The 23,134-nt window shown below is 35.6% G+C and carries 21 protein-coding genes; 10 read left to right on the top strand and 11 right to left on the bottom strand.

All coding sequences use genetic code 11. From position 1 onward, the window contains the following. Positions 1-612, top strand: a 612-nt coding sequence (locus AC3WSK_RS07305; RefSeq protein ID WP_492535002.1) for a hypothetical protein, incomplete at its 5' end; no start/stop codon positions are given. A 220-nt stretch (positions 613-832) separates the two neighbouring features. Here AC3WSK_RS07305 and yfkAB read toward each other — a convergent pair. The 3 genes from yfkAB to AC3WSK_RS07320 all read right to left on the bottom strand — a co-directional run bounded on the left by yfkAB (position 833) and on the right by AC3WSK_RS07320 (position 4,100). After that, a complete protein-coding gene (yfkAB, locus tag AC3WSK_RS07310; protein WP_427483711.1) occupies positions 833-1,936 on the bottom strand; it encodes a radical SAM/CxCxxxxC motif protein YfkAB in 1,104 nt (367 codons plus the stop codon). A gap of 663 nt (positions 1,937-2,599) precedes the next feature. Beyond that, complete coding sequence (locus AC3WSK_RS07315; RefSeq protein WP_492412270.1) at positions 2,600-3,601, bottom strand: LLM class flavin-dependent oxidoreductase; 1,002 nt, start codon at positions 3,599-3,601, stop codon at positions 2,600-2,602. A gap of 73 nt (positions 3,602-3,674) precedes the next feature. Beyond that, the gene (locus tag AC3WSK_RS07320; protein ID WP_427483713.1) at positions 3,675-4,100 is read right to left on the bottom strand and encodes a hypothetical protein; all 426 of its coding nucleotides are present in this window, start codon (positions 4,098-4,100) and stop codon (positions 3,675-3,677) included. 216 nt (positions 4,101-4,316) lie between these two features. Here AC3WSK_RS07320 and AC3WSK_RS07325 point away from each other — a divergent pair, with 216 nt between their 5' ends. After that, positions 4,317-5,084, top strand: coding sequence for a sulfite exporter TauE/SafE family protein (locus tag AC3WSK_RS07325; RefSeq protein WP_492412268.1), 768 nt, complete (start codon positions 4,317-4,319; stop codon positions 5,082-5,084). A 258-nt stretch (positions 5,085-5,342) separates the two neighbouring features. Here AC3WSK_RS07325 and AC3WSK_RS07330 read toward each other — a convergent pair whose 3' ends face one another. Further along, positions 5,343-5,537 carry a hypothetical protein gene (locus AC3WSK_RS07330; protein WP_427483715.1) on the bottom strand — a complete coding sequence of 65 codons (195 nt, stop codon included), beginning with the start codon at positions 5,535-5,537 and terminating at the stop codon, positions 5,343-5,345. A 613-nt stretch (positions 5,538-6,150) separates the two neighbouring features. On the opposite strand from AC3WSK_RS07330, the gene sigV reads away from it, so the two are divergent. From sigV to AC3WSK_RS07370, 8 genes are all read left to right on the top strand, one after another. Further along, positions 6,151-6,669, top strand: a complete 519-nt coding sequence (sigV, locus tag AC3WSK_RS07335) for an RNA polymerase sigma factor SigV (RefSeq protein WP_079562091.1) — start codon at positions 6,151-6,153, stop codon at positions 6,667-6,669. Next, a complete protein-coding gene (rsiV, locus tag AC3WSK_RS07340; RefSeq protein ID WP_492412265.1) occupies positions 6,662-7,552 on the top strand; it encodes an anti-sigma-V factor RsiV in 891 nt (296 codons plus the stop codon). Before sigV ends, rsiV begins: the two co-directional genes overlap by 8 nt. A 294-nt stretch (positions 7,553-7,846) precedes the next feature. After that, a complete protein-coding gene (locus AC3WSK_RS07345; RefSeq protein ID WP_079562089.1) occupies positions 7,847-8,971 on the top strand; it encodes an endospore germination permease in 1,125 nt (374 codons plus the stop codon). Then, the gene (locus AC3WSK_RS07350; RefSeq protein WP_079562088.1) at positions 8,971-10,434 is read left to right on the top strand and encodes a spore germination protein; all 1,464 of its coding nucleotides are present in this window, start codon (positions 8,971-8,973) and stop codon (positions 10,432-10,434) included. The genes AC3WSK_RS07345 and AC3WSK_RS07350 overlap by 1 nt, the downstream gene beginning before the upstream one ends. Further along, positions 10,431-11,582 carry a Ger(x)C family spore germination protein gene (locus tag AC3WSK_RS07355; RefSeq protein WP_427483716.1) on the top strand — a complete coding sequence of 384 codons (1,152 nt, stop codon included), beginning with the start codon at positions 10,431-10,433 and terminating at the stop codon, positions 11,580-11,582. Before AC3WSK_RS07350 ends, AC3WSK_RS07355 begins: the two co-directional genes overlap by 4 nt. Positions 11,583-12,249: 667 nt before the next feature. Next, entirely contained in the window at positions 12,250-13,011 is a 762-nt protein-coding gene (locus tag AC3WSK_RS07360; protein WP_079562086.1) for a TerC family protein, read from the top strand. A gap of 198 nt (positions 13,012-13,209) precedes the next feature. Continuing rightward, a complete protein-coding gene (locus tag AC3WSK_RS07365) occupies positions 13,210-13,842 on the top strand; it encodes a Bax inhibitor-1/YccA family protein (RefSeq protein ID WP_427483717.1) in 633 nt (210 codons plus the stop codon). 108 nt (positions 13,843-13,950) lie between these two features. Continuing rightward, the gene (locus AC3WSK_RS07370; protein ID WP_427483718.1) at positions 13,951-14,460 is read left to right on the top strand and encodes a ferritin; all 510 of its coding nucleotides are present in this window, start codon (positions 13,951-13,953) and stop codon (positions 14,458-14,460) included. 203 nt (positions 14,461-14,663) lie between these two features. Here the strand turns inward: AC3WSK_RS07370 and AC3WSK_RS07375 are convergent, their stop codons facing one another. The 7 genes from AC3WSK_RS07375 to AC3WSK_RS07405 form a co-directional block, all read right to left on the bottom strand. Then, complete coding sequence (locus AC3WSK_RS07375) at positions 14,664-15,845, bottom strand: iron-containing alcohol dehydrogenase (protein ID WP_492412261.1); 1,182 nt, start codon at positions 15,843-15,845, stop codon at positions 14,664-14,666. A gap of 17 nt (positions 15,846-15,862) precedes the next feature. Beyond that, positions 15,863-16,708: an AhlS family quorum-quenching N-acyl homoserine lactonase gene (gene ahlS, locus AC3WSK_RS07380; protein WP_492412259.1), complete on the bottom strand. Its 846-nt coding sequence runs from the start codon at positions 16,706-16,708 to the stop codon at positions 15,863-15,865. Positions 16,709-17,118: 410 nt separating this feature from the next. Then, positions 17,119-18,540 (bottom strand): aldehyde dehydrogenase family protein, encoded by a 1,422-nt coding sequence (locus AC3WSK_RS07385; RefSeq protein WP_079562081.1) that lies wholly within the window; start codon positions 18,538-18,540, stop codon positions 17,119-17,121. A gap of 105 nt (positions 18,541-18,645) precedes the next feature. Next, complete coding sequence (locus AC3WSK_RS07390) at positions 18,646-19,644, bottom strand: LacI family DNA-binding transcriptional regulator (RefSeq protein WP_492412290.1); 999 nt, start codon at positions 19,642-19,644, stop codon at positions 18,646-18,648. A gap of 88 nt (positions 19,645-19,732) precedes the next feature. Then, entirely contained in the window at positions 19,733-20,632 is a 900-nt protein-coding gene (locus AC3WSK_RS07395; protein ID WP_492535010.1) for an RtcB family protein, read from the bottom strand. Beyond that, positions 20,572-20,946 (bottom strand): RtcB family protein, encoded by a 375-nt coding sequence (locus AC3WSK_RS07400; RefSeq protein WP_492412257.1) that lies wholly within the window; start codon positions 20,944-20,946, stop codon positions 20,572-20,574. Before AC3WSK_RS07400 ends, AC3WSK_RS07395 begins: the two co-directional genes overlap by 61 nt. Before the next feature lie 290 nt (positions 20,947-21,236). Beyond that, entirely contained in the window at positions 21,237-23,087 is a 1,851-nt protein-coding gene (locus tag AC3WSK_RS07405; protein WP_492412255.1) for a dynamin family protein, read from the bottom strand. Between the last annotated feature and the right edge of the window lie 47 nt (positions 23,088-23,134).

Consider the following 23,134-nt stretch of genomic DNA (forward strand, 5'->3'; position numbering starts at 1 on the left):
AAAGGTATTCTAAGTGATGATGATTTAACTCGTGTTCAATATCGTGTTCTATTAAACGGTGGAAACTACTACCCTTCCGATGGAAGCTTTACAAAACTTGGTGCATCACCTCAGAATATCGAACTAGCAATTGGTAGTAAAGATATTAAGATTGATGATTGGAATACGCTTAAAGTAGAGTTCCAAGACTCTTTTGGTACTACTGATTATTGGTCAAGACAATTCATGGGAACATATTCAGGTCTTATGTTCAAAGATATATATGGTCAATACTTCTCTAATGAAATCGGTGAGGTTCTACAATACCTTGATTTTGGTATCATTATTGCAGGTCAAACTACACTTGAACATGAGGTCGTACTAAAAAACCAATATGGATACGATGTAAAAGATATTCATTTGTATGCAAATACAGCAAACTTCCCGACAGGAATGACTTGTGAGTTTAGTACAAGCTCTTCCCCTTTCACACCTCAACCTGATTTAAGACTAAGTGGTGTGCTAAAAAACAACGAAGAAATGCCATTCTTCATTCGACTAAAATCTGAATTAGGCGCAACACCTGACGCAAACGGTTCTTTTGATATTATCGTGAGAGCAGATAAAGCCTAATCACAAAAGGTTACGCAAAACAAACTTGCCAACATTGATTACATCACAATCAAAGAAGACAAAGGTAAGTTCTACTTCTAAACATGCACATATGCAAACGAAGCTTCCGCTAAACAAAAGATGAAAGACTTGAAAATTCTTTGGGTTGACTCAATAATAAAGCATAAATTAATTGAAATTTAAAAATCTCCTTAACGCTTTTGTTAAGGAGATTTTTTGTTTATTTGACAGAACCACTTGTAAAGACATTATCAGGATAATACATATTTTTCACAATTATATTAGAACCTAAACATTTTACAGCAGGACAATGACAATTAATACTATTAGAAATATTTGTATCCAACCATCTATTATAAATATTCTCCAATGATTCTGTTTTGATATTACCTAATGCAGAGCCATCATCTGAGAAATCTGATACTGATATATCACCTGTGAATATATTCAAGTTCATTCGAGAGCGACCATCCACATCATTTCTTACTGTGATATTTGGTGTTTTATTAATCTTTTCTAATAAAGCTAAATCACGTTGATCAGAGCTACAAGCATAGAAAGGCAATGTGCCAAATAGTACCCATATATCCTCATTTCTAAAATCAAGTATATTGTTCACTACTTCTCTATATTCATCAAGAATTATTGTTTCTAAATTACTTGCAAAATCACTAGAATACATAGGATGAATCTCATGTCGCTTACAAAGCATTTCATTAGCAACCTCATTATGAATCTTTTCAATGTAAGGAACCGTGTTGCGATTTAACATTGTTTCTGCGGATACAAACATACCACCCTTTGAAAGTTCTCTAGCATTATCAAAAATATTTCTATATAGTTCTGCTCTTTGTTGAACTGTTGGTTTTCTTTCCATTATCGCGAAACCTGTTTCAACAAACTCTTTTTCATCACACCAATTATGTGAAATGTGCATAACATCTAAGTATGGTGCAACCATTTCATAATGCTCCATAGGCAAAGTTAAATTAGAATTTATTTGAGTTTTAATTCCTCTACTTTTTGCATATTTAAGAAGTGGAAGTAAATTGTTTCTTATCCCACGTTTTGTTAATAAAGGTTCTCCACCTGTAAAACTCATTACTCTAAGTGTTTCTACAGTATCTAAATGTTTTATCAACTCTGATGTAGGAATAGCTTCATCTTCTTTTGTTTGCAATGTATAACCTACTGCACAATGAGCGCAACGCATATTACAAAGATTAGTTGTTGTAAATTCAATATTTGATAAAGTTAGTTTTCCATGCTTATCAATATCATGATAGCTTTCCCATTCATCATATGGTTTCTCTAGTGTTTTCATAAAAAAAAATCTCCCTTTCTATCCTATGATTTTCTCATAGATAAAGGAGATTTTAAAGTGCTAGTCTATATTATCTTCTTTTCCCTAAAATTTATATTGTATTTCAAAAGTTCCTTCTGTATCAATCACTTTAATATTATTTATTAATTTATTTGCTTCTTCTCTATTCATTAACCTAATACCTATTTTAAACACTTCATTAACAATATCTTTTTCTCTTATATGTTTACTACTATAAATATACACTTTCCTTTAGTAATCTTATCTTTGAATAAATTATATTTGTCCTCAGCTTTCAATTTTGCTCTCCACATATGAATTAAAATTGTCTCAATGGCTTCAAACCATAGTTTCAATTCCTAATAGTCTGTGACGTCTATAGTTATCAAAAGAGTAAAATGATAGTTCATAAACCTCAGTTTCATAAATAAAATTGATTCCCATGTATTAAATGCTGCGCGTAAGTTTTCGCTTTCATCGTTACATACAAGTTTAATTAAAAAAGCCATGTTCATTTACTTGAACATGACTTCTTTTTAATCCATATATACAAGGTGTCTTGATTATTTGCAGTACTTCTTTTTACGTAAATTCATAGAATTTATTCCCTAGTAATTTCGGAGCTACACTTGTTGATAAGTAGATTCAAATATAATACTAAAGCTAAGGTGTTCTTATTAACTCCTTTGCCATTAACTTAAAAGTATTTAAGCGACTTTCTAGTGCGTATTGGTTGCAGTTTAGCATCACTTCGTCAAATCTATATTGCTCTTGCTCTGCTACTAAAAATTCAGCGACTTCCTTCGGTGTTCCGACCAGATTGGCTTTTCGATTATTGGCGATTGTCATTTTATCCAACTCCGTAAGTGGGTAATCCTTTGCTTCCTCGGGTGACATCGCTTGAATAATTTGACCCTTCATGAGATGAAGACGTGTAATATCAATCGGTTTCGCCAAATATTCCGCTTCCTCTAACGTATCTGCAACCGTCGCAGCATAAGTAACGATAATTTGTGGCTTCTCCATATAATAGGAAGGTATAAAGTAATCTCTATACGTATCAAATATATCCTTTGACATATTGCCAGTGAAAAATTGTGCATATGAATAACCTACACCAAATCGACCTGCCTGCATAGCGCTTTGACCACTTGACCCAAGTAACCAAGCTTCAGGCAATTGGATATTCACTGGTGCCGCAATTACTTGATCATAGACATCTTCCCCTGTTTTTTGATTATTCATCAGCTTTAAAATAATCTCAAGCTTATCGTATTGCTCTGTAAATCGTTGTCTTCGTCCCTCTGCTAGTGCATAAATAGAGGCATGGTCACCACCAGGGGCTCTGCCGACGCCAAAATCAATACGATTCGGTGCTAAGCCACTTAATGTTTTAAAGACCTCTGCCAGCTTATATGGAGAATAATGCATCATCATTACGCCTCCAGTACCGATGCGAAGATGTTTTGTTTTCGCCGCTAGGAAAGCAGCTGTAACCTCTGGAGCTGAACTTGCCAGTGAATGGCTATTATGGTGCTCCGCTAACCACATTCGATGATAGCCAAGCTCTTCACCTAAAAGCGCTATTTGTTCTGTACGCTGAAAGGCCTCCTCAGCAGTATGACCTTTTGGTATAGGCATTTGATCTAATATACTTAATCTCATTGAAAACACCCTCTCTATCTAAGCACCCCTCTCTACTGTAATATAGTAAGCTCTTTATACAAAGTAAAAGACCTTACTCATAGGCAAGCCGCTTTGTATGCCATATGTCATAAACCATGCCAATAAGGAACCGTTTTTGTTCGGGACTCAATACAACATCATTAAATTTCATTGCATAAATAGAAAATTGATTTGTTTGTTCGTCCACTACGAACTGTAAAATAGCATGTCCTTTTTCATTTTCAAATGTAATATCACCTGATAATTCGACAACATGCTCGCCAGTTTTTGCCTGGTAATAGCGCCAATATGGTTCAAAAAATGCGTAATTAAATGCATTTCGAACAGATACATCTGAAAAATCCCCTAAATACCCTTCTTTTACAGTATCGATAAACTCATGATCAGTTATATCTTTTTTGGCATTATACACACATCCGACAAGTAGCCCCATACATACAACACAAACAAGTACTCTTACATGATTTCCTAAACTCAAATGTCATCACGTCCCCTTTACGCAAAAAACACTATCACCTACATAATACATCAAAATACATACATAAAGTAGAATATTTAAGCTTTTTGTAGAATTTAAAAATATCAAAAGAGATTGAATCCTCGAAATTAACAGAAAAAAATTATTGGAGCTATTTACAGTTACTTTTCATTTCGCTACTATCAAATTATTATTATAGAAAAGAGATGAACTGCTGTGCCTTTTGATTTAGATGTAGACATTTTACTCATCCTTATTTTTTTTGGCTTTCTAGCCGCATTTATTGATTCTGTTGTAGGAGGCGGCGGGCTTATTTCTTTACCAGCTCTTATGTTTGTTGGTCTTCCACCATCTACAGCCGTGGCTACGAACAAGTTAGCAGGCACTATGGGGTCATTAACGAGCACCATAACATTTTATCGCTCTGGTAAATTGGATATTAAAGCCGTTTACAAACTGTTCCCTTTTGTTTTTATAGGCTCCATGATCGGTGCATGGATTGTCCATCTTATGGATCCTAGTCTTCTAAAACCACTTATGCTTGTCATGCTAGCAGCTGTGGCTATTTATACTATTTTCAAGAAAGACTGGGGTAGCATTTCTACCTATAAAAAATTAACACCTAAACGTTACGCATTTTTTGTGGCGATTATTACATTAATCGGCTTCTATGATGGCTTTTTAGGTCCGGGGACAGGCTCATTTCTACTGTTTGCCTTTTTAATAGTTGGCTTCGACTTTTTAAAATCGGCAGGGAATGCTAAATTTTTAAATTTCGGAAGTAATATCGCAGCCCTTCTTATGTTTATATACTTAGGGCAAATAAATTATGCCTATGGTTTACCTATGGGACTTGCACAAATTGCTGGGGCAATAGTTGGTTCTAAATTTGCCATTAAACGTGGCAGCGGGTATGTACGTAAATTATTTATCGTTGTGACAATTTTATTACTTTTGAAAAATACATATGACTATTTTTCATGATTGATTCATTATATCTACAAATTTATTAATGTAGATCCATTATGCTCGGCATAATTGTTGCTGTCGCTTCACTAATTCGCACAGATAAACAATGCGTCTAGAATCCGCTTTGTGCTTATGCATGCAGATGTTTGGACAGCCATTGAAAGAAGTTATAATGAAGTCTCGTACTTATCAATATATCGACTAAATAGAAGCATGCTAAAAATACTGCATGCTTCTAAAATAATTTTGTTATCCAAACTTCCCCGTCTATAATTATTCTTGCTTACTAAAAATTCCGTAAGCAATAACTCCAAATAAATAGCCTATTCCAGCCCCTATAACAATTGTAAATACTAGAAAGTTTGGTTTGAAAAACATGCCAAAAACCACACCGAGAGCACTTCCAAAAATCATTCCCAATGGAATTAAACTATCTATTAAATCTTTAGCGTCGCTTGACTTTTTCATACCTAATGCTCCTTTCTGCTTTTATAATTGCGAAAAAATTTATCTTTTCCAGAGCCAAGATGGTGCTGCTCTATATCGAAGAACGGCGCCATTTAATTGTGTTTTCCACTCCCCTTTTCAATAGGCATTCCTCCTCTTCAAATCTGATTATAAGAAGTATAGCTTACTTGCTTGTATTTTCAATCTACTATATGTATGGGATAGTTCATGTAGAAAAAGGTCCATTGACACTTTCTCAGTTCGATACTATTTTAGGATATTTTCTTCGATTGCAATGCCAGTTATTTAGATCCTCCTCCGGGCAATTTTATTTGTAATTGTGACCAATTTACTTTTTCCCCTTTCTAAGCAATTGTAAAAGGTTTATAATTTGCTATGCTTTTTCATCACAATAAAATGTACAGAAAAGCGTAACTTTACAAGTGGAGGATTTCTTCATCCCCGCTGATGATTATCACAGAAGTTAATATAGGGTAAATTACCAATTGCCAATGACTTATCTTTGAAATTAACAGAAAAAGATAAGTTTTTTATGCTATCAACTTTTTTTCCCCTTTCATACGTCTATTAGTTGTATACAATTTGAAAATGTTAAAAAGGAGCTTCTTTGGACATGAAAACAAGAAATGCATTTCAACATGAAGAGGTGTTTGTCCAGTTAATTCGTGAACAGAAAGAGCGTTTTTATTTGCTCGCGTATAGCTATACGAAAAATGAACAGGACGCACTTGATGTTGTACAAGACAGTATTCAAAAAGCAATGCTTTCTCTAGATCGACTAGAAAATGTCGAGTATATGAAAAGCTGGTTTTATAAAATCGTCGTACGTACATCCATAGATTTTTTACGTAAGCATAAACGCTTACACGTGACAGACGATGATACATTGCAATATTTAACTCCTGCACAAGAGGATATTTACGAAAACGTTGATTTAGAGCATGCGTTAGATGAATTACCAATTATGTATCGTGAAGTTGTCATTTTACACTATTTTGAAGACTTAAAGCTCGCTGATGTTGCAAATATCCTTAACATTAAGCTGAGTACCGCTAAATCACGTCTTTATAAAGCGCTAAAGCTATTGAAAATACAATTAGAAGATGTGAAGGGAGAAACAGCACATGGATGAAAAAATAAAAGAATTAGAAAAACAATATAATGAGGTATCTATTCCAAAGGAGCTTGACTTTGTGGTTGAAAACGCATTAAAACAAGGTAAAAAGAAAAGAAAAAAACGAGCTCCACAATGGTTGCTAGGATCTGCGGCAGCTGCAATGCTTTTTACAGCTGGTTTAAATGTCAGTCCTGCAATGGCACGAACACTATCAGATATTCCTGTTGTTGGTAGTGTCGTAAAAGTCTTAACATGGACTGAATATAAAGTAGCAGATGACTCATATGATGCTGACATAAAAGTACCTTCTATCGAAAACCTAGACAATAAAGATCTTGCTACTACTTTAAATGAAAAATACCGTTCAGAAGGAAAAGCTCTTTATGATGACTTTATTGCCGAAGTAGGTGATTTAAAAGCTAAAGGTGGCGGTCATTTGGGCGTAGATAGTGGCTACGAAGTGAAAACAGATAATGATCAGATCTTATCGATTGGTCGTTATATCGTCAATACTGTTGGATCTTCTTCTACAGTAATGCACTACGACACAATTGATAAAAAAAATGATATTTTAATTACATTACCGATGCTATTTAAAGATGATACTTATCTTAAAACGATCAGTGAAAACATTAAGGAACAAATGCGCGAACAAGCTGCTGCATCTAACCAAGAAAAGGTGTACTGGTTAAAAGGAGCAGGTCTTCCTGATGAAGAAGTTTCAGATGAATTTACAGCTGTTAAAGCTGATCAACAATTCTATATTTCCAATGAAGGTAAGCTTGTTATCTCCTTCGATAAATACGAAGTTGCTCCTGGCTATATGGGTGTCGTGGAATTTAAAATCCCAACAGATGTCTTGAAAAATGACCTTGTAAGCTCTATGTATATTCATTAATCATTTGTAATGTAAAACTATAATCCGTAGGGGTTTTCTTTATCCTCTACGGATTATTCGTCTTTCCCAATCGGGTTTTTACAACATGCCATTATGATTCGAAAATATATTTCCAAAAGCGAGTTATTTGACATCTCATTCGTCAAATAACTCGCTTTTTTCGGCGATAAATTTTTCATGAATGTGATGGAATACGGATTTAAATTCTTCTTTTACAAGTAGTTGTTCATACTTATAATCCTCTCACTTTTTGTCTAAGCTAAAGTGTATCAATTAACGTTAGAGGGTTTTCATATGAAAGGTGTAGGATCAATTAGTATTTTACATGTTATTTTCTTATCTATGACTGTTATTGGCTTAAAAAATCACGTGACCATTATTCCCCCGCTACTAGATGTTGTAGGGAGAGATGGTTGGGTATCTGTCATAATGGCTGCAGTAATTCTATTCTTCTGGCTATTTTTGTTAGTTTATATTCAAAAAAAGACGAATCAGGAGCCTATTCGGGACTGGTTAGATGGGAAAATTGGAAAAACTGGCTCTACAATTGTCATATATATTATAGCTATATTTTTATTCATTCTCGCTGCCTTTACGATGGTTGAAACATTGCAATGGGTAAACACAACATTTTTACCTCAAACACCGGCCACTATATTATTACTCATTTATACAGTTCTTTGTATTTTTCTCGTTACAACAAGTTTACAAACCATCGTTATTTTAAATGTCTTTGTCTTATTTGGCGTAATAGTCTTTGGTTTTTTTGTAGCATTTACAAATATACAGGTAAAAGACTACGAGCTACTACGTCCTTTTTTCGAGCATGGCTTCCAACCTGTTATAAAAGGGATGGTTTATCCTGCATCAGGATTTATTGAATTAATAATACTTTTATTTTTACAGCATCAATTTAAAGATCGCATTCGTTGGTATCATTTTGGCATTATGCTTTTCATATTAATGGGGCTTACGCTAGGACCACTCATGGGCGCAATTGCAGAATTTGGTCCAACCGAAGCTGCAAAGCAAAGATATCCTGCCTATGAGGAATGGGGATTAGTATCGATTGGTCGCTATATTGAGCATCTTGACTTTTTCTCAATTTACCAATGGCTAACAGGTACATTTATACGAGTTAGCTTCCTCTTATATGTGATAGCAGATTTGTTCAAAATGACTGGTGATCCAAAGCAAATATGGAGAATGATCGCTCCACCCTTCTTTCTTCTATGTCTGCCGCTAATTATTTTAAATGAAAACATATTTTTGAAGGTGAAAGGGAACTATATATTAACAGTTACTTTTGTTTTCTTTTTTCTTTTGACAATTTTTTTCTTACTAGTAGCTTTCTTTTCAGGTAAATCTTCCAAAAAGGGGAAATCTGAAAAACAAGACATGGAAAGTGGTGAATCATAATGCCTCAGCAGGAGAAGGCGATCGACCTAAACACTTTAAAAAAACTATTTCAAAAATCAGCAGATATCCAATTTCAGGAGTATGTTTTTAATCAAAAAAAGGTTCATTTCATTACCTGTGATGCGATGATAGACCAGCAAATGCTCAACGAAGTCATTATTCGGCGTATTCAATTTCTTTATGATCATTTAGATGAACCTTCCTTTGAAGAAAATATTACAAATCAGCTTCACATCCCGACTCTCCAAAAGGTCAAAGATAAAGAAGAAGCCATTACCTTTGTCTATACTGGTTTCCTACTGCTTTATTTTGAAGAAGACGGACTTTTATATGCTAGTAATATCGCTAAAAAGCCTAATCGAAATCCTGAAGAAACTAGGATGGAAGTCCTCGTTAAGGGGCCTAGGGATAACTTTATTGAAGATATTCGCGTCAACATTGCACTATTGCGAAAACGTTTACCTACGAATTCATTTTGTGTTGAGAAAGTGGAGTTAGGAAAACGTTCAAAAACAACCGTTGCTATTCTTTATTTTGACGATATTGTCGATATGGATATTTTACACGGAATAAAAAAACAACTTGCTGCAGTCGATACAGATATTGTCTTTAGCGGGGACGTTTTAATGGAGAGAATTAATAAAAACTCTAAGCTCTTCCCAAAATTCGATTACACCGGACGACCAGATTATGCTATTCAAGCGCTAATTAGAGGACGTTTTCTCATGTTCGTCGACGGAGTAGCTTATGCCATGATCACACCGGTCAATTTATTTTTATTATTAAAATCCGCTGAAGATAATGAATATCCTATCATTTTCAGTTCTATAGAACGACTTTTGAGGATCCTTGGCATTTTAATTGGGTTGCTATTGCCTGCATTTTGGCTCTCACTGACGACCTATCACCAGAATCAGCTACCATTCCAACTTTTAGCAACAGTTGTCCAAGCAAAAACAGGTTTACCTCTCCCCTCCTCTCTGGAGATGCTAATAATGCTACTAATGTTTGAATTGTTTCGAGAAGCTGGCTTACGTCTGCCTTCCGTTATTGGAGGAACGATAAGCGTTGTTGGCGGTTTAATTATTGGTGATGCGGCCATTCGCGCAGGTGTAACAAGTCCAGAAATGATTGTAGTTATTGCGATTTCTACAATTGCATCATTTACTCTTGTGAATCAATCCCTTGTCACAACCATCAGTTTATTGCGCATTACATTCATTCTTGCCAGTGCTTTTTTTGGTTTATTTGGATTTTTCATCTCACTATACTTTACACTGCTTTACTTATGTAACATCCGGATCTATGGTTACTCTTACATGAATCTTGCAACAGATTTAAATTGGATGACTATTAAAAAATCGATATTCCGCTTATCACCAAAAGGTTACACTGAACGTAATAAAGAACTTGCACCCCAAGATAACACTCGTACTTCTATGAGTAAGAAGAAGAAGCAATGAAGATAAAAATTATTTTACTATCAAGCTTAGCTACTTCACTACTTCTTTCGGGGTGTTGGGATGCTACCGAACCTCAAAAAATGTATTATGTTGATGGACTTGGTATCGATTATAAAGATGGTCAGTACGAAATCTACTTGCAATTAATTAATTTCACCGATGTTGCAAAAACCGAATATCCTAACCCTCAGGTGGCACCAGCTGAGGTTGGACAATCTAAGGGAAAGACGTTGGAAGAAGCACTCTTTAAATTATTTCGTTCCATCGACCAAAACATATTTTGGGGGCATATGACCTATATTATTTTCTCTGAAGAAGCAATGAAAGATAAAAATACTGTCCCCATTATAGACAGTGTGTTGAGATATAGGGAAACAAGGTATCAAATATGGACCTATTGTACACAAGACCCTATTAAAGACATTCTTCTAGTAACGCCAGTTTTGAATAAGCCGCTTACAACGTCAAAGCTTAGTAATCCTTTAAATACAGAAGATAAAGAAACATTCGTCAAACCCATTAATCTCCGAAATCTAGTTATTGGCTTAAATGAACCGAACTACGAAATTGGCATCCCTTATGTAACCATTAACAAAAACTGGGGAACGGAAAATCGTCAAGAACAGGAAACTGCCTTTATAGGGATCGGCGTACTTTCCAAAGATGGGTTTAAAGGCTTTATTAAGAATGATGATGCTAGAGGAACGCAATGGATGCATGATAGAACGCAAAGAGGTGAAACTACCTTTAAGCTAGATGAAAATGATTATTTAACGACAACATTGGAAAAAATCAAGGTAGATATCAAACCAATTGTTAAAAAGGATCAAGTAACATTTGATGTAGAGATAACATTAAATGCAAGGATAAACGGTTTCAAAACTAATGTTTCAGAAGAAGAAATAAGAAAAAAATTAATAAAAGAAGTGAAAAAAGAAATTAGAACAACATATAACGAAGCACTTGCGAAAGATATTGATATTTATCGCCTTTCTGAACATCTATATCGGAAAAATGTGAAAGTATGGAAAAAGCTTGAGAAGGATGGGAAGATCCCATTAACACCTAGTTCTATTAGTAAATTAGATATAAACATTAACCAATTAAAATCCGGTCGTAAAACATTTACACGAACAATAAATCATTAAAATTAAAATATCCCTCAAAGGGGTCACTACCTATTTGAGAGGATATTTTAATTTATCGATTAAATCTGAATAGAAATTTATTCATTCTCATATTTCAAGGGTAGCATCTGTGACGCTATTCTCCAAGGGGTTGACCAGCCTCTACCACTATTAACTTATATAAGGAATACGTTTTACAAATGGCATTTTAAATTCCACTTTTGTTTATCTATGCCTTTTTGAATATCCTACCTATTTTCTTAGTTTGTTTCTTTACAATGCTCAAAAAAATATTTGAATAGTATACCTGTAGAATAGCTCAAATAGTCTTGCCCTGAGATCAATCATCAAATTTTTTTAACATAGCCTCACATTTTTATTTGCAATCGACAACCAGCATGTTATAATCCATGTATAAAGAATTGAATAGCTTTTGACAATTTTGTCAAAGGGGAGTAGCTAGCAGATGTGAACGAGCATCTGATTTCACATTCGTCATTACATGGTTATTTACCATCGGGTGTGAAGGCATATCTTGGCGAACAAGATATTTTCTGTATAACAGTTATCGCTTAGCAAGACCTTTGCCTATTTTTAGGCAGGGGTCTTTTTATTTTGCCTAAATAGCAAAGACTAAGTTAAAAGCAGTATGTTCATTTCTGTTCTAAGTATAAAGGAGGAAATAAATTTGGAGGCAATTTTATTAGAATACGCATGGGTACTCGTCGTATTAATTGTTCTAGAAGGTTTATTAGCTGCCGATAATGCAGTTGTTATGGCCGTTATGGTTAAGCATTTACCAAAGGCACAACAGCAGAAAGCACTGTTATATGGTTTAGTGGGCGCATTTGTTTTCCGCTTTGCTGCATTATTTCTTATTACTACGCTCGTTAATTTCTGGCAAATTCAAGCTCTTGGTGCTGCATACTTATTAATCATGTCTGGTAAGCATATTTATGATTCGCGGAAGGCTGCAGAAAATCCCGAAGAAATTCATGAGACTAAAAAACAATCTGGCTTCTGGATGACCGTCATCAAAGTAGAACTAGCCGATATTGCCTTTGCTGTAGATTCAATTTTAGCAGCTGTTGCCATCGCAGTGACACTACCTCATATTGGAAATTTTGATGTTGGCGGCATTAATGCAGGTCAATTCTCAGTGATGTTCCTAGGAGGTCTTATCGGTGTTGTTATGATGCGTTTTGCTGCTCGTTGGTTCGTAAAAGTTCTCGATAAATTCCCATCACTTGAAACAGCTGCCTTCTTAATCGTTGGTTGGGTTGGTGTAAAGCTAGCTGTTTTAACATTAGCACACGAAAAATTAGGCATAATCCCACATGAATTCCCACATTCAACGATATGGAAGGCTATTTTCTGGATTGTCTTAATTGGAATTGCCCTTGGTGGTTATTTAGTTGGTGTGAAAAACCAAAGAAAAAATGTCGAATAATCTGAAAAACATTACCTGGTCCTAGCGAAGACCAGGTTTTTTGTATGACCAAATCGAGGATAACTCGGCACCTAGTCAAGGAAATTCGAACCCACATTATGTTAATAATACAAATTTTTTATAATTGAATCTTTTTCTAAATTGAAACGTATGTTACTATATAAAAGTTATTTTAAAAAAGAAAGGATTATTTTCTATATGGCTTATGCTAAAAATCAAAACTTAAACAAAATTTTAAAACACTTTGCTTTTATGTGGGTGTTGACGGTTGTCGGAATGTACATAGCAACATTATTACCACCAGCGGTTGTCATGCCGCTATCTATTATTACTCTTATACTTCTTATCATCGCCTGCTTTGTGCGAAGTCTGAAGCTTGCTAATTCCATTATGTATGCAATCCCCTTTTTAATGGGAATTTTACTATTTTGGTCAACACAATTTTACATTGCGGAGCTAGGACAACAGCTTGTTTTACTTGTCTTCGTAGCGACAGTTGCTATTTTCATTGTACTAGCACTGATCGGTATAATGATGAATAAAGATATTTCTAATTGGGGAAGCTATTTATTCACTGTGTTAATCGTCGTAATTATATTTTCACTAGTCTTTATGTTCATCCCTGTTAGCAACATAGTCGGATTGATTATTGCGGGAATTACTGTACTACTTTTTAGTCTCTATACGGTTTATGACTTTAATAAAATTCGACATAATCACGTTTCAGATGCTGAAGTCGTTGGTATGGCTTTAAATCTATACTTAGATTTCATTAATTTATTTGTCAATCTTTTAGAAGTCATTTGGCGTTTAAAGAATGAATTTGATTAAACCCCCTAATTGAGAATAAAAATCAATTAAGCTTTGCCATACTGCCATTCTTCGCTGTATACTATAGGAGAAGCAGTAAATATTTACTGTAAAGGGAGGAAAATATTTATGTTATCTGAAAAACTACACACAGCACTAAACGATCAAATGAATTTTGAATTCTACTCTGCGCATGCTTATATGGCGATGGCGGCATATTGCACAGATCAAGATTACGATGGCTTTGCCAACTTCTTTTTAGTACAGGCTGAAGAAGAACGCTTCCATGCGATGAAATTTTATAATTTCCTAAGTGATATGGGCTACCGTGCAACAATCCATGGCTTCGATAGTCCAGATAATCATTTCGAGTCTATTTTACATGCCTTCAAAACTGGCCTTTCACATGAGAAAGAAGTAACGCGCCGTATTTATCATTTATCGGATATCGCTTTAGATGAACGCGAGCACGCGACTATGGCTTTCTTAAAATGGTTCATTGACGAACAAGTAGAGGAAGAATCAACGTTTGACACGTTAATTCGAAAAATCGAACGCATTGAAAATGACTCCAACGCAATCTTTATGCTTGACGCAGAATTAGCGACACGTTCATTTTCACCTGATGCTGAAGCATAAAATATAATTTTAAACAAAAAAGAATCTGTATGAGCAGATTCTTTTTTGTTTATTTCAGTGGAAAATCATTTTTTTGAGTTCCATCTATTAAAATTCCATATTTTTAGTCTTCGATAAGCAGCTTCTTGTACCGCTTTGCTTTCACTACAAAAAACATGTAGCAAGAAAAGAGAAACGCCGGCATTCAACGTTTCTCTTTTCTTTTATAATGGCTGAGGTTCTCGAACTTCTCCATCAAATGCAGCACGATAAATAGTATAGATGTCTGTTCGCTTAAGTGGCATCGGACTACGTGCTAGAATTCTTGTTTGCTTTGTCGCATCATCCGTTAGTAGTTCCAGTGCTATTTCAGGTATATTAAATCCCTTTAATGTTGACGGAATATTAACATCATGCACAAGTTGCTTCAATGCATCTACACATTTATAAGAAGCCTCTTCTTGCGATAAATACGCAGATGAAATACCCATTGCATCTAAAATATCTTTCATTCGTTTTTCACAACTTTGGCGAATATAGCCCATGACATAAGGTAATAATACTGCGTTCGAATCTCCATGAGCAATATGGAACTGTCCACCAAGAGGATAAGCTAAAGCATGTACTCCTGCAACACCAGCATTGAAAAAGGCTAATCCCGCCAAATAACTACCATAACTCATATCCGAGCGTGCCTGCTTATTTTGACCATCATGCACAGCAGCTCGGATAGAGCCACTAATTAATTTAATAGCTTGTAGTGCAAGTGCATTAGTTACTTCGTTTGCATTTACAGAAACATAGGCCTCAATTGCATGTGTTAAAGCATCTACACCTGTAGCAGCAGTCACTTTTGGTGGTAAGGAAATTGTTAACGCAGGATCTACAATAGCGACATCTGCTAATAAGTAATCATGTGTCACAACATCCTTCGTCGTTTCAAGTGACAGTACTGAAATATTTGTCACTTCTGAGCCTGTTCCAGATGTAGTTGGAATTAAAATTTTAGGTAATCCTTTATTTTCAAGATTTTTTGTTCCCGTTAAATTTAAGTAATCTGCCACTTTCCCATTATGTGTTGCTAAAACCGCAGCAAGTTTCGCTAAGTCTAATGCACTTCCTCCCCCTAAACCAATCACTAAATCAAAATGATGATTTCTAGTAAATTCAACTAGTTTTTCACCAATTGCGAGCGGTGGCTCAGGGGCAATATCGGTATAAATAGTTGTAGCGTAGCCATTTTCAAGTAAAGGCTTTTCAAGATGGTCTGTTAAACCTAACTCTTTTAAAAATGGATCTGTGATGATTAAAATATTATTTGCTTTCAATTTTTCTACTTCCGGTAGTAGCTGATTCAAGCAACCCCAACCTGTATAACTCGCAGGAGTAAAGGTTAATTTATGCATAATTGTTATACTCCTATCTATTCATAATAGCCTTCTGTCGATTTTCTAAATGACTTAAATTGGACTGGATCATGGCCAAACCACACTTGCGAATTTGTTTCATTTGCTAATCTTCTAATTCGTTCGACTGTAGAATTATAGCCAACAGAATCATATAGTATACCAGGCGGCTTGACAGGTGGACCAAAGCTTTCGGCACTGTAAATGGCATCCGAAGCTAATATAATCCCCCCGGTTTCTGGCATATTAATATGCAAACCTAGCATTCCCCAAGCATGACCGCTTCCAAAATTCAAAACTTGGATTCCTTCTGCAAGTTTTACATTATCCTCACCACGTTTAATTAATCGCCATTGTAAATTGTTTTTTATCCACATTTCAATGTCACCCCAAATATAGGCACCTTCTTTTACATTTCTTGCGTATGTTTGTAAAGTTCCATTGAATTCATCTTCCTGTACAATAATCGTTGCATTCGTAAAAAGCTCTAAACAGCCTGCATGATCTAAATGTAAATGTGAAGCTACAACATATTTAATATCTTCTGGACGCACATTTAACTCTTCTAATCGATGATGTAAATAGCATTCTTCTGGCATATTAATTGGAAATGCTTTCTGAGTAAATTCACCCCAACGTCCTTCAGATCCCATTGAATTTGGGTTACATGCTGTATCAAATAATATTTTCCCTTCTGGATGATCAATTAATACTGTATAAACTGGAAACTCTACAAATTCATTTGGCTTGTTTGGATAATCAATCGTTGCAGGATTATGCATGGCAATCATAAAGTTTTTATCCATTCGCATTGTTCCATTGTCCATAACATACAATTTCGGGTGTTGTTTGATAGTGTTCATTTACAACCATCTCCATTCGTGATTAATTATGCCTCGGCATAATTACGTCAGGAATCGGCTTTGTGCTTAGGCCTGCGTGAGGGGCGACACGATGTCGGTATTGCCACAGGACGTGGCGTTTTTACCGATGCAGGTCAGTTAGCCGTTATCGCATGGATGCGATGATTTTAGGCTAACATCCTATATGAACGCCATTCCGATTCCGTGACATCCGCCGAAGGCTTTAGGCCAACAAATGTTTTCTGTGCGAAAGCGTAGTGCAACGTAGCGGCAGCAGAGGGTTTTGTTTGTGCGAAAGCGCAGCGACAGCAACAATATGAAGGTGGTCACTCAGTCGTTGCCACAGGACGTGGCGTTCTTAAACTGAGTCCCTCTATTTTAGCGGGTGTCGAAACAACCGCTGAAAGAAGTTAATTATTATTCCAAATCACTAGCTTCATTTCTGTCATTTCCTCAACTGCATATTTGATTCCTTCACGACCGGTTCCGCTTTCTTTAACGCCACCATATGGCATTTGATCTACACGATATGTCGGAACGTCATTTATAATGACACCTCCAACTTGTAATTTCTTTGAAGCTTTAAAGGCCGTCTCGATGGAAGGTGTAAATATCCCTGCCTGTAAGCCATAATTTGAGTCATTAACAGCATCAATGGCTTCTTCTACTGATGAAACAGTATTGACAATAACTACTGGTGCAAATATTTCCTCACAAGATACACGGCTAGTAGAAGATACATTCAATAACACTGTTGGAAGTAAAATATTATTTTCAATACGGCCACCTGTCAGTACCTCCGCACCTTCTGCTACCGCCTCTTCAATCCATGTGACAGCACGCTGTTGCTCAGTTTCTGAAATCATCATCGCTAAATCTGTTGTTGCATCAAGTGGGTCCCCGATTGTTAAGCGCTCTACTTTTTCTTTTAGCTGCTCTAAAAATTCATCCATTATTTTTTCTTTTACATATATACGCTGTAGTGAGATGCAAACTTGACCTTGATTTGAAAAAGCACCCATAACAATGCGGTCCATAATTTTATCGAGTTGAACCCCTTCATCCACAATAACACCAGCATTCGAACCAAGTTCTAATGTGACTTTCTTTAAGCCAGCGCGATTGCGAAGGGAAATACCTACAGCTGGGCTCCCGGTAAACGTAATCATTTTCACTTTTGGATGTGCTAAAAATGCATCCCCTATTAGTTTTCCTTGCCCAGTAACTAAGTTAAATGCACCTGTTGGTAGATTTGTTTGTGCCAATAAGTTTGCTAGAAAATGAGCAGATAAAGCTGTTTGTGTCGCGGGTTTCAAAACAATCGTATTACCAGCTGCTAACGCCGGTCCAACTTTATGGGCTACTAAATTTTGCGGAAAATTAAAAGGTGTAATGGCCGCAATAACGCCCAATGGTTCACGTATTGTATAACCAAATCTACCTTCTCCGCTTTTAGATGCATCCATCGGAATCATTTCACCAGATAGTCGCTTCGCTTCTTCTGCTGCAAATTTGTAAGTTTCAATCGTTCGATCAATTTCAGCATAGGCATACTTTAACGGCTTTGCTGATTCTAGCGAAATAATGCTAGCTGCCTCATCTCGATTTTCTGTAAATAGATCAGATAACCGTTCTAAAATCTCTGCTCTTTGAAATGCTGTTAATGCTGCCATTTCGGATTCTGCTGCATAAGCACTTTCAATTGCATGCTGTACATCATCTTCAGTTGCCATCGCAAATTGTGCTACAACCTCTTTTGAGTAAGGGGCTTGAACCTCCATATACTCTTCTGTCATTTGCCATTGTCCATTAATAAATAAGCCCTTTTTCAAGACCTCACTCACTCCTCTCTCCAAATGGTTACGTATTCATTTTAGAAAATAAAAAAATGAATACGTAACCATTTTTGAGTAAAAAACAAACTGATGTACATCAGTTCATTTTTCACTCGTAGTATTTCTTGGGAAAAGTTTAACAGATTCTGTTTGTTGGATGCAAGTGCTTTTTTTCTCCATTACCTCAAATAATTTTTCAATAGCAATAAATCCGAGACTTTTCTCGGATTCTAAGCCTACTGTTGTTAATGCAATCGAATGGTGTTTACTAAGCTCCACATTATCAATGCCAATAACATTAAAATCTTTAGGAACTTGAAAGCCTCGTTCTAAACAAAGATTTAATATTTCAATGGCAATTGCGTCTGTTGCAGCACAAATAGCTGTAGGTTTTTTAGGAAGCTCAAGTATTTCTTCAAATGCTCGTTTAATATCGTTTTTGTTAGTATTTGTTAAAAACGCTGGGACTGTTTTCACATCTATACCGCTGTCCTTTAATGCATTTTTAAAGCCTTTGTACCTTCCATAAAAAGTACTTATTTCATGTGGACCACCAATCCAGCATATATCTTGATGACCTAAAGATAAAATATGATTCGTCGCTATATAACCAGCTTTCACATTATCAATTTCTACAAAATGCCTATTTTCCTGATGCTTGCGATTATACATAATAAATGGGATACCTAATTTTTCAAGCTTAAAAAATAAGTCATCTTCATATAACATAGACGATAAAATAATCGCATCAGCCTTCGTTTCCAAAACAGCAGTATAAATAGAATCTAAATTATCCTCCGTACCAAAATAAACATTTACTTTATAGCCTCGAGCATTAACATAATTAACGATTGCAGTTGTTGTATCGACAAAAAAAGGATTATGTAATGGCCCCGAAATCAATGTAATAATGCCTGTTTTTTTCTGAACAAGTGACCTTGCAATATCATTTGGAATATAGTTTAACTCTTCAATCGCCTTCATCACTTTTTCAATTGTTTTCGGCTTTACGAGTTCAGGCGTATTTAATACTCTTGAAACTGTTGTTTGAGAGACACCCGCATACTTTCCCACATCTTTTGAAGATACCAAAAAAACCACCCATTTCATCTTTGTAAGCCTATTTTATACTATTACAGATATTATGTTAATAGATAAGGATAAGTGCAAGTATCACTAATTTCTATTATTAGGAATTATTTTTCCGCTCATATGGCTTAGCTGCTTCACTAGCTTTGAAATTATAAACGGGTGTAATCACTTTTAATATATCCGCAGTTTCCTCTAGAACAGATGTAATTTCTGACATCGGTTTATATGCCATTGGGGCTTCGTCCAATGTTTCTTCGTTTACGGATGTTGTCCAAATACCTTGCATCGTTTCTTTAAAATCTTCCATATTTAGAGCTTCTTTTGCAGCACGTCGAGAATACATACGACCTGCCCCATGTGGTGCTGAGTAATTCCAATCTGCATTCCCTTTCCCCATACAAATGAGCGAACCATCTCGCATATTCATAGGAATAACGAGCTTCTCCCCTTTATTCGCTCGAACGGCGCCTTTTCTTAACGTCATTGTTTCCGTATCTATATAGTTATGGATCGTATCAAACGTTTCACTAAAATGCCAGTTCATATGCTTGGCAATTGTCCAGCGATTCATCCGAGCATATTGCTGAGCGATTTTCATATCGTGAATATAATCATGGAAATATTCGCCCTCTAAATAGGCTAAATCTTTTGGTACAATTGGATTTTGCTCTTTATGAGCTTTAATCATCGCTTGAATTTCTTTTTCGCGCCCCTGATCTTTCAGTTCGGCTATTTTTACTTTTAAAACTTCCCGTTGCAATGTTTCAAAAGCTCTTTTTTGATGCCAATTTGCTACCTTAGCTCCGACGTAACGCGAGCCAGTATGGATAAGTAAGTATTGTATACCTGCTTTATCTTTTGCAAGCTCTATAAAATGGTTGCCTCCCCCAAGTGTGCCAAGCGATAAATTTGTATAGTCATCCTTTAAGCCACTTGCTACAAACTGTCTCCCCTCGAATTCAGCAAAATAGCGTGCAGGAGATACTTCCTGATGGATATCCTTCCCGCTTGTATATGTGCTCGAATTGTAGCATCGAGTTTAGAAAAATCTATATCCACTTCATTTAACTCAGCTACAAATACCCCGCAACCAACATCAATGCCCACAAGGTTAGGCACTACACGATTTTGAAGCTGAATCGTTGTGCCAATAACACAGCCCTTACCTGCATGATAATCTGGCATAATCCGTACTTTTGTTCCTTCCATAAAAGCCTGATTTGCCAATTCTTTAATTTGATCGATAGCTGATTGTAATGCTGTATTTGAATAAATTTTCGCTTCCGTAAAACGTCCGTTAATTCGTATCATTTATATCCCTCCTTCTATTTGTACGAAAAAACATTTCATTTCGTTTCAATTTAATCCCAATTTTTAAAAATCAAAGGGTATCAATATTACTTGTTGTTGATTTCCATTCCGACTGAGCGCTTTCCTGAGGACGTCCGATGTGCCCCAAGGAGCCGTACAACCGCCACCCACTTTGTATACAAAGTATACGTCTTAATGTCATTCACAACTTTGGATGATGAGCCCAAAAAACGAAATACTAAAAAATGCTCTAAAAGTATAAATTACTTTTAGAACATTTCCTTTATTGTTTAATCTTCATACTGAATATCTAATTTTTTCGGAATTTCTGGTATATCGTTTGATTTTACATCTACTTCTGCTAAAGCTAACGGATAAAATGGATATTTTTTCTGAACATCGAAAGGAATTACAGCATTCTCCATTTTATTGTTCATCTGACTACGTGCAAGTAGGCCATTATTCGACAGATCAATGCTCATAATACTGTTAACCGTTTCTTTTAGCATTTCAATATCCTTTGCTTTAAGCGGCATTTGTTCGTCCATTAAAAACGGTTGAATATTGTCTTTAATATAGCCCTGCGCCTCCATCAAACAAGAAAATTCATTCAATTTATTTGCGTATAATTGTAATTGGGATTTTTCTTTTGAACGTTGTTGATTTAGCTCTAGTACTTTTTCCTCAATACGTGCTAAACGTATTTTCGTTAACTCCATAAGATAACTTTGTATGGAATGAATGGAATGAAGCATTAATTCCTCCGCTTCTTGCACTTTTTCATATTGCGCAATACAAGCCAATTGCTGCTCATTTAACTTGTTAACACGTTCCTTGAAAAATCCATTTTGTGTATGCTGACCAAAGATAGCCTTCATAAGACCTTTTCCGTGAATTTTTTTATGCTGCGCATCCAATCGATCATATTCACGTAAATATTCACTATGCATATTTCGATATTCTCGTAACATTTGTTGATACGATACAGCCTTTTCTGTAAAGCCTTCTACAATTTCATCCTGCAAATAATCAGTTTGTGAAATGATTTGTAAAAGTTGGTATAATGTTTGAACATTTTTAAATACATTGGCAACCTGTTCGTATTCTTGCTCATATTCGGTCACAATCGCTAAATCACGTTGATAGCGCGAAAATTCGTATTGTGTATCGCCTGTATACTTTTCAATGTTCTTAACAGCAGATTGGAATGGGTCTCTTTGTGGAATAACAGCTAATTCGAAGCGGAAGCGTTCAAGCCATTGCATGAAGCGAATTAAAATGCCATACGTTTTCTTATCACTATTTTCTGCAACTCGATGAATCTCTGAAATTAATTGCTCGTACTCACTTTTTTGCCAAAGCTCATCACTATTAATCTGTTTAGCTTCAATTGCTTCTCTTGCAGAGATCGCAACAAAATCACTTATTAAATGACCAAATCGTTCTCTCTCAGCATCAATAAACGCCTTCGTATTTTCATTTGAATCTATGGCATTAATGACACAAAGAGGCTCAACACCTTTGTTTTTTAACGTTTCCATTAATAATATTTCTGGATAAATAGCCATCGAACCTGAACGCAGCACCCAAAATATTTCGTCCACACGGTTCATCAATGCTTCTGGGAAGTAGGCCATTTCTCCTCCCCCTGCTTCCAATGAAACAGAATCAATAATTGTCACTGATTTTAATAAATCATTTTTTAAATATACTTCTAGATAATCTAAATGTTCTCGTAGTATTTGAGAGGCGAACGTATCGCCAGTCGTCAATAATTCTAGCTTACTCATATCGAATACGGCTATAACACCATCTAAAAAGTACGCCTTTATTTCCTCATGTTCACCGTATCGCAAAAATGTATTTACCCCAGTTGGATGCTGCTCACTAACAGGCAAAACTTGACGCCCTAGTAATCCATTTACCAATGTTGTTTTTCCGACACGCTCTTTCCCAACAATAAGAATCATTGTTTCGTTGTCAGCATCTTGAATGATACGATTTAAGTGTTTAGCTGTATCTTTTACATATGTATTTTGTACAATAATGCCATGTAATTGTCGCAAATGATCAACAAGCTGTGGCAAAATATTATTCGCTGAGGCTGTATATTCGATCGGCACATTATCAATATCTGTCATCCTCAATACCTCTTTTCTATGTATCTAAAGTTATTATAAATGAAAAG

The organism is Lysinibacillus sp. EB271-A1-10B, from assembly GCF_058791335.1.

Coding starts and splice junctions, on each gene's coding strand:
- AC3WSK_RS07365 (WP_427483717.1), top strand. CDS start 13,210: ATGGCTTATGCTAAAAATCAAAACTTAAACAAAATTTTAAAACACTTT.
- AC3WSK_RS07370 (WP_427483718.1), top strand. CDS start 13,951: ATGTTATCTGAAAAACTACACACAGCACTAAACGATCAAATGAATTTT.
- yfkAB (WP_427483711.1), bottom strand. CDS start 1,936: ATGAAAACACTAGAGAAACCATATGATGAATGGGAAAGCTATCATGAT.
- AC3WSK_RS07330 (WP_427483715.1), bottom strand. CDS start 5,537: ATGAAAAAGTCAAGCGACGCTAAAGATTTAATAGATAGTTTAATTCCA.
- AC3WSK_RS07315 (WP_492412270.1), bottom strand. CDS start 3,601: ATGAGATTAAGTATATTAGATCAAATGCCTATACCAAAAGGTCATACT.
- AC3WSK_RS07345 (WP_079562089.1), top strand. CDS start 7,847: ATGAAAGGTGTAGGATCAATTAGTATTTTACATGTTATTTTCTTATCT.
- rsiV (WP_492412265.1), top strand. CDS start 6,662: ATGGATGAAAAAATAAAAGAATTAGAAAAACAATATAATGAGGTATCT.
- AC3WSK_RS07350 (WP_079562088.1), top strand. CDS start 8,971: ATGCCTCAGCAGGAGAAGGCGATCGACCTAAACACTTTAAAAAAACTA.
- AC3WSK_RS07375 (WP_492412261.1), bottom strand. CDS start 15,845: ATGCATAAATTAACCTTTACTCCTGCGAGTTATACAGGTTGGGGTTGC.
- sigV (WP_079562091.1), top strand. CDS start 6,151: ATGAAAACAAGAAATGCATTTCAACATGAAGAGGTGTTTGTCCAGTTA.
- ahlS (WP_492412259.1), bottom strand. CDS start 16,708: ATGAACACTATCAAACAACACCCGAAATTGTATGTTATGGACAATGGA.
- AC3WSK_RS07355 (WP_427483716.1), top strand. CDS start 10,431: ATGAAGATAAAAATTATTTTACTATCAAGCTTAGCTACTTCACTACTT.
- AC3WSK_RS07400 (WP_492412257.1), bottom strand. CDS start 20,946: ATGATACGAATTAACGGACGTTTTACGGAAGCGAAAATTTATTCAAAT.
- AC3WSK_RS07405 (WP_492412255.1), bottom strand. CDS start 23,087: ATGACAGATATTGATAATGTGCCGATCGAATATACAGCCTCAGCGAAT.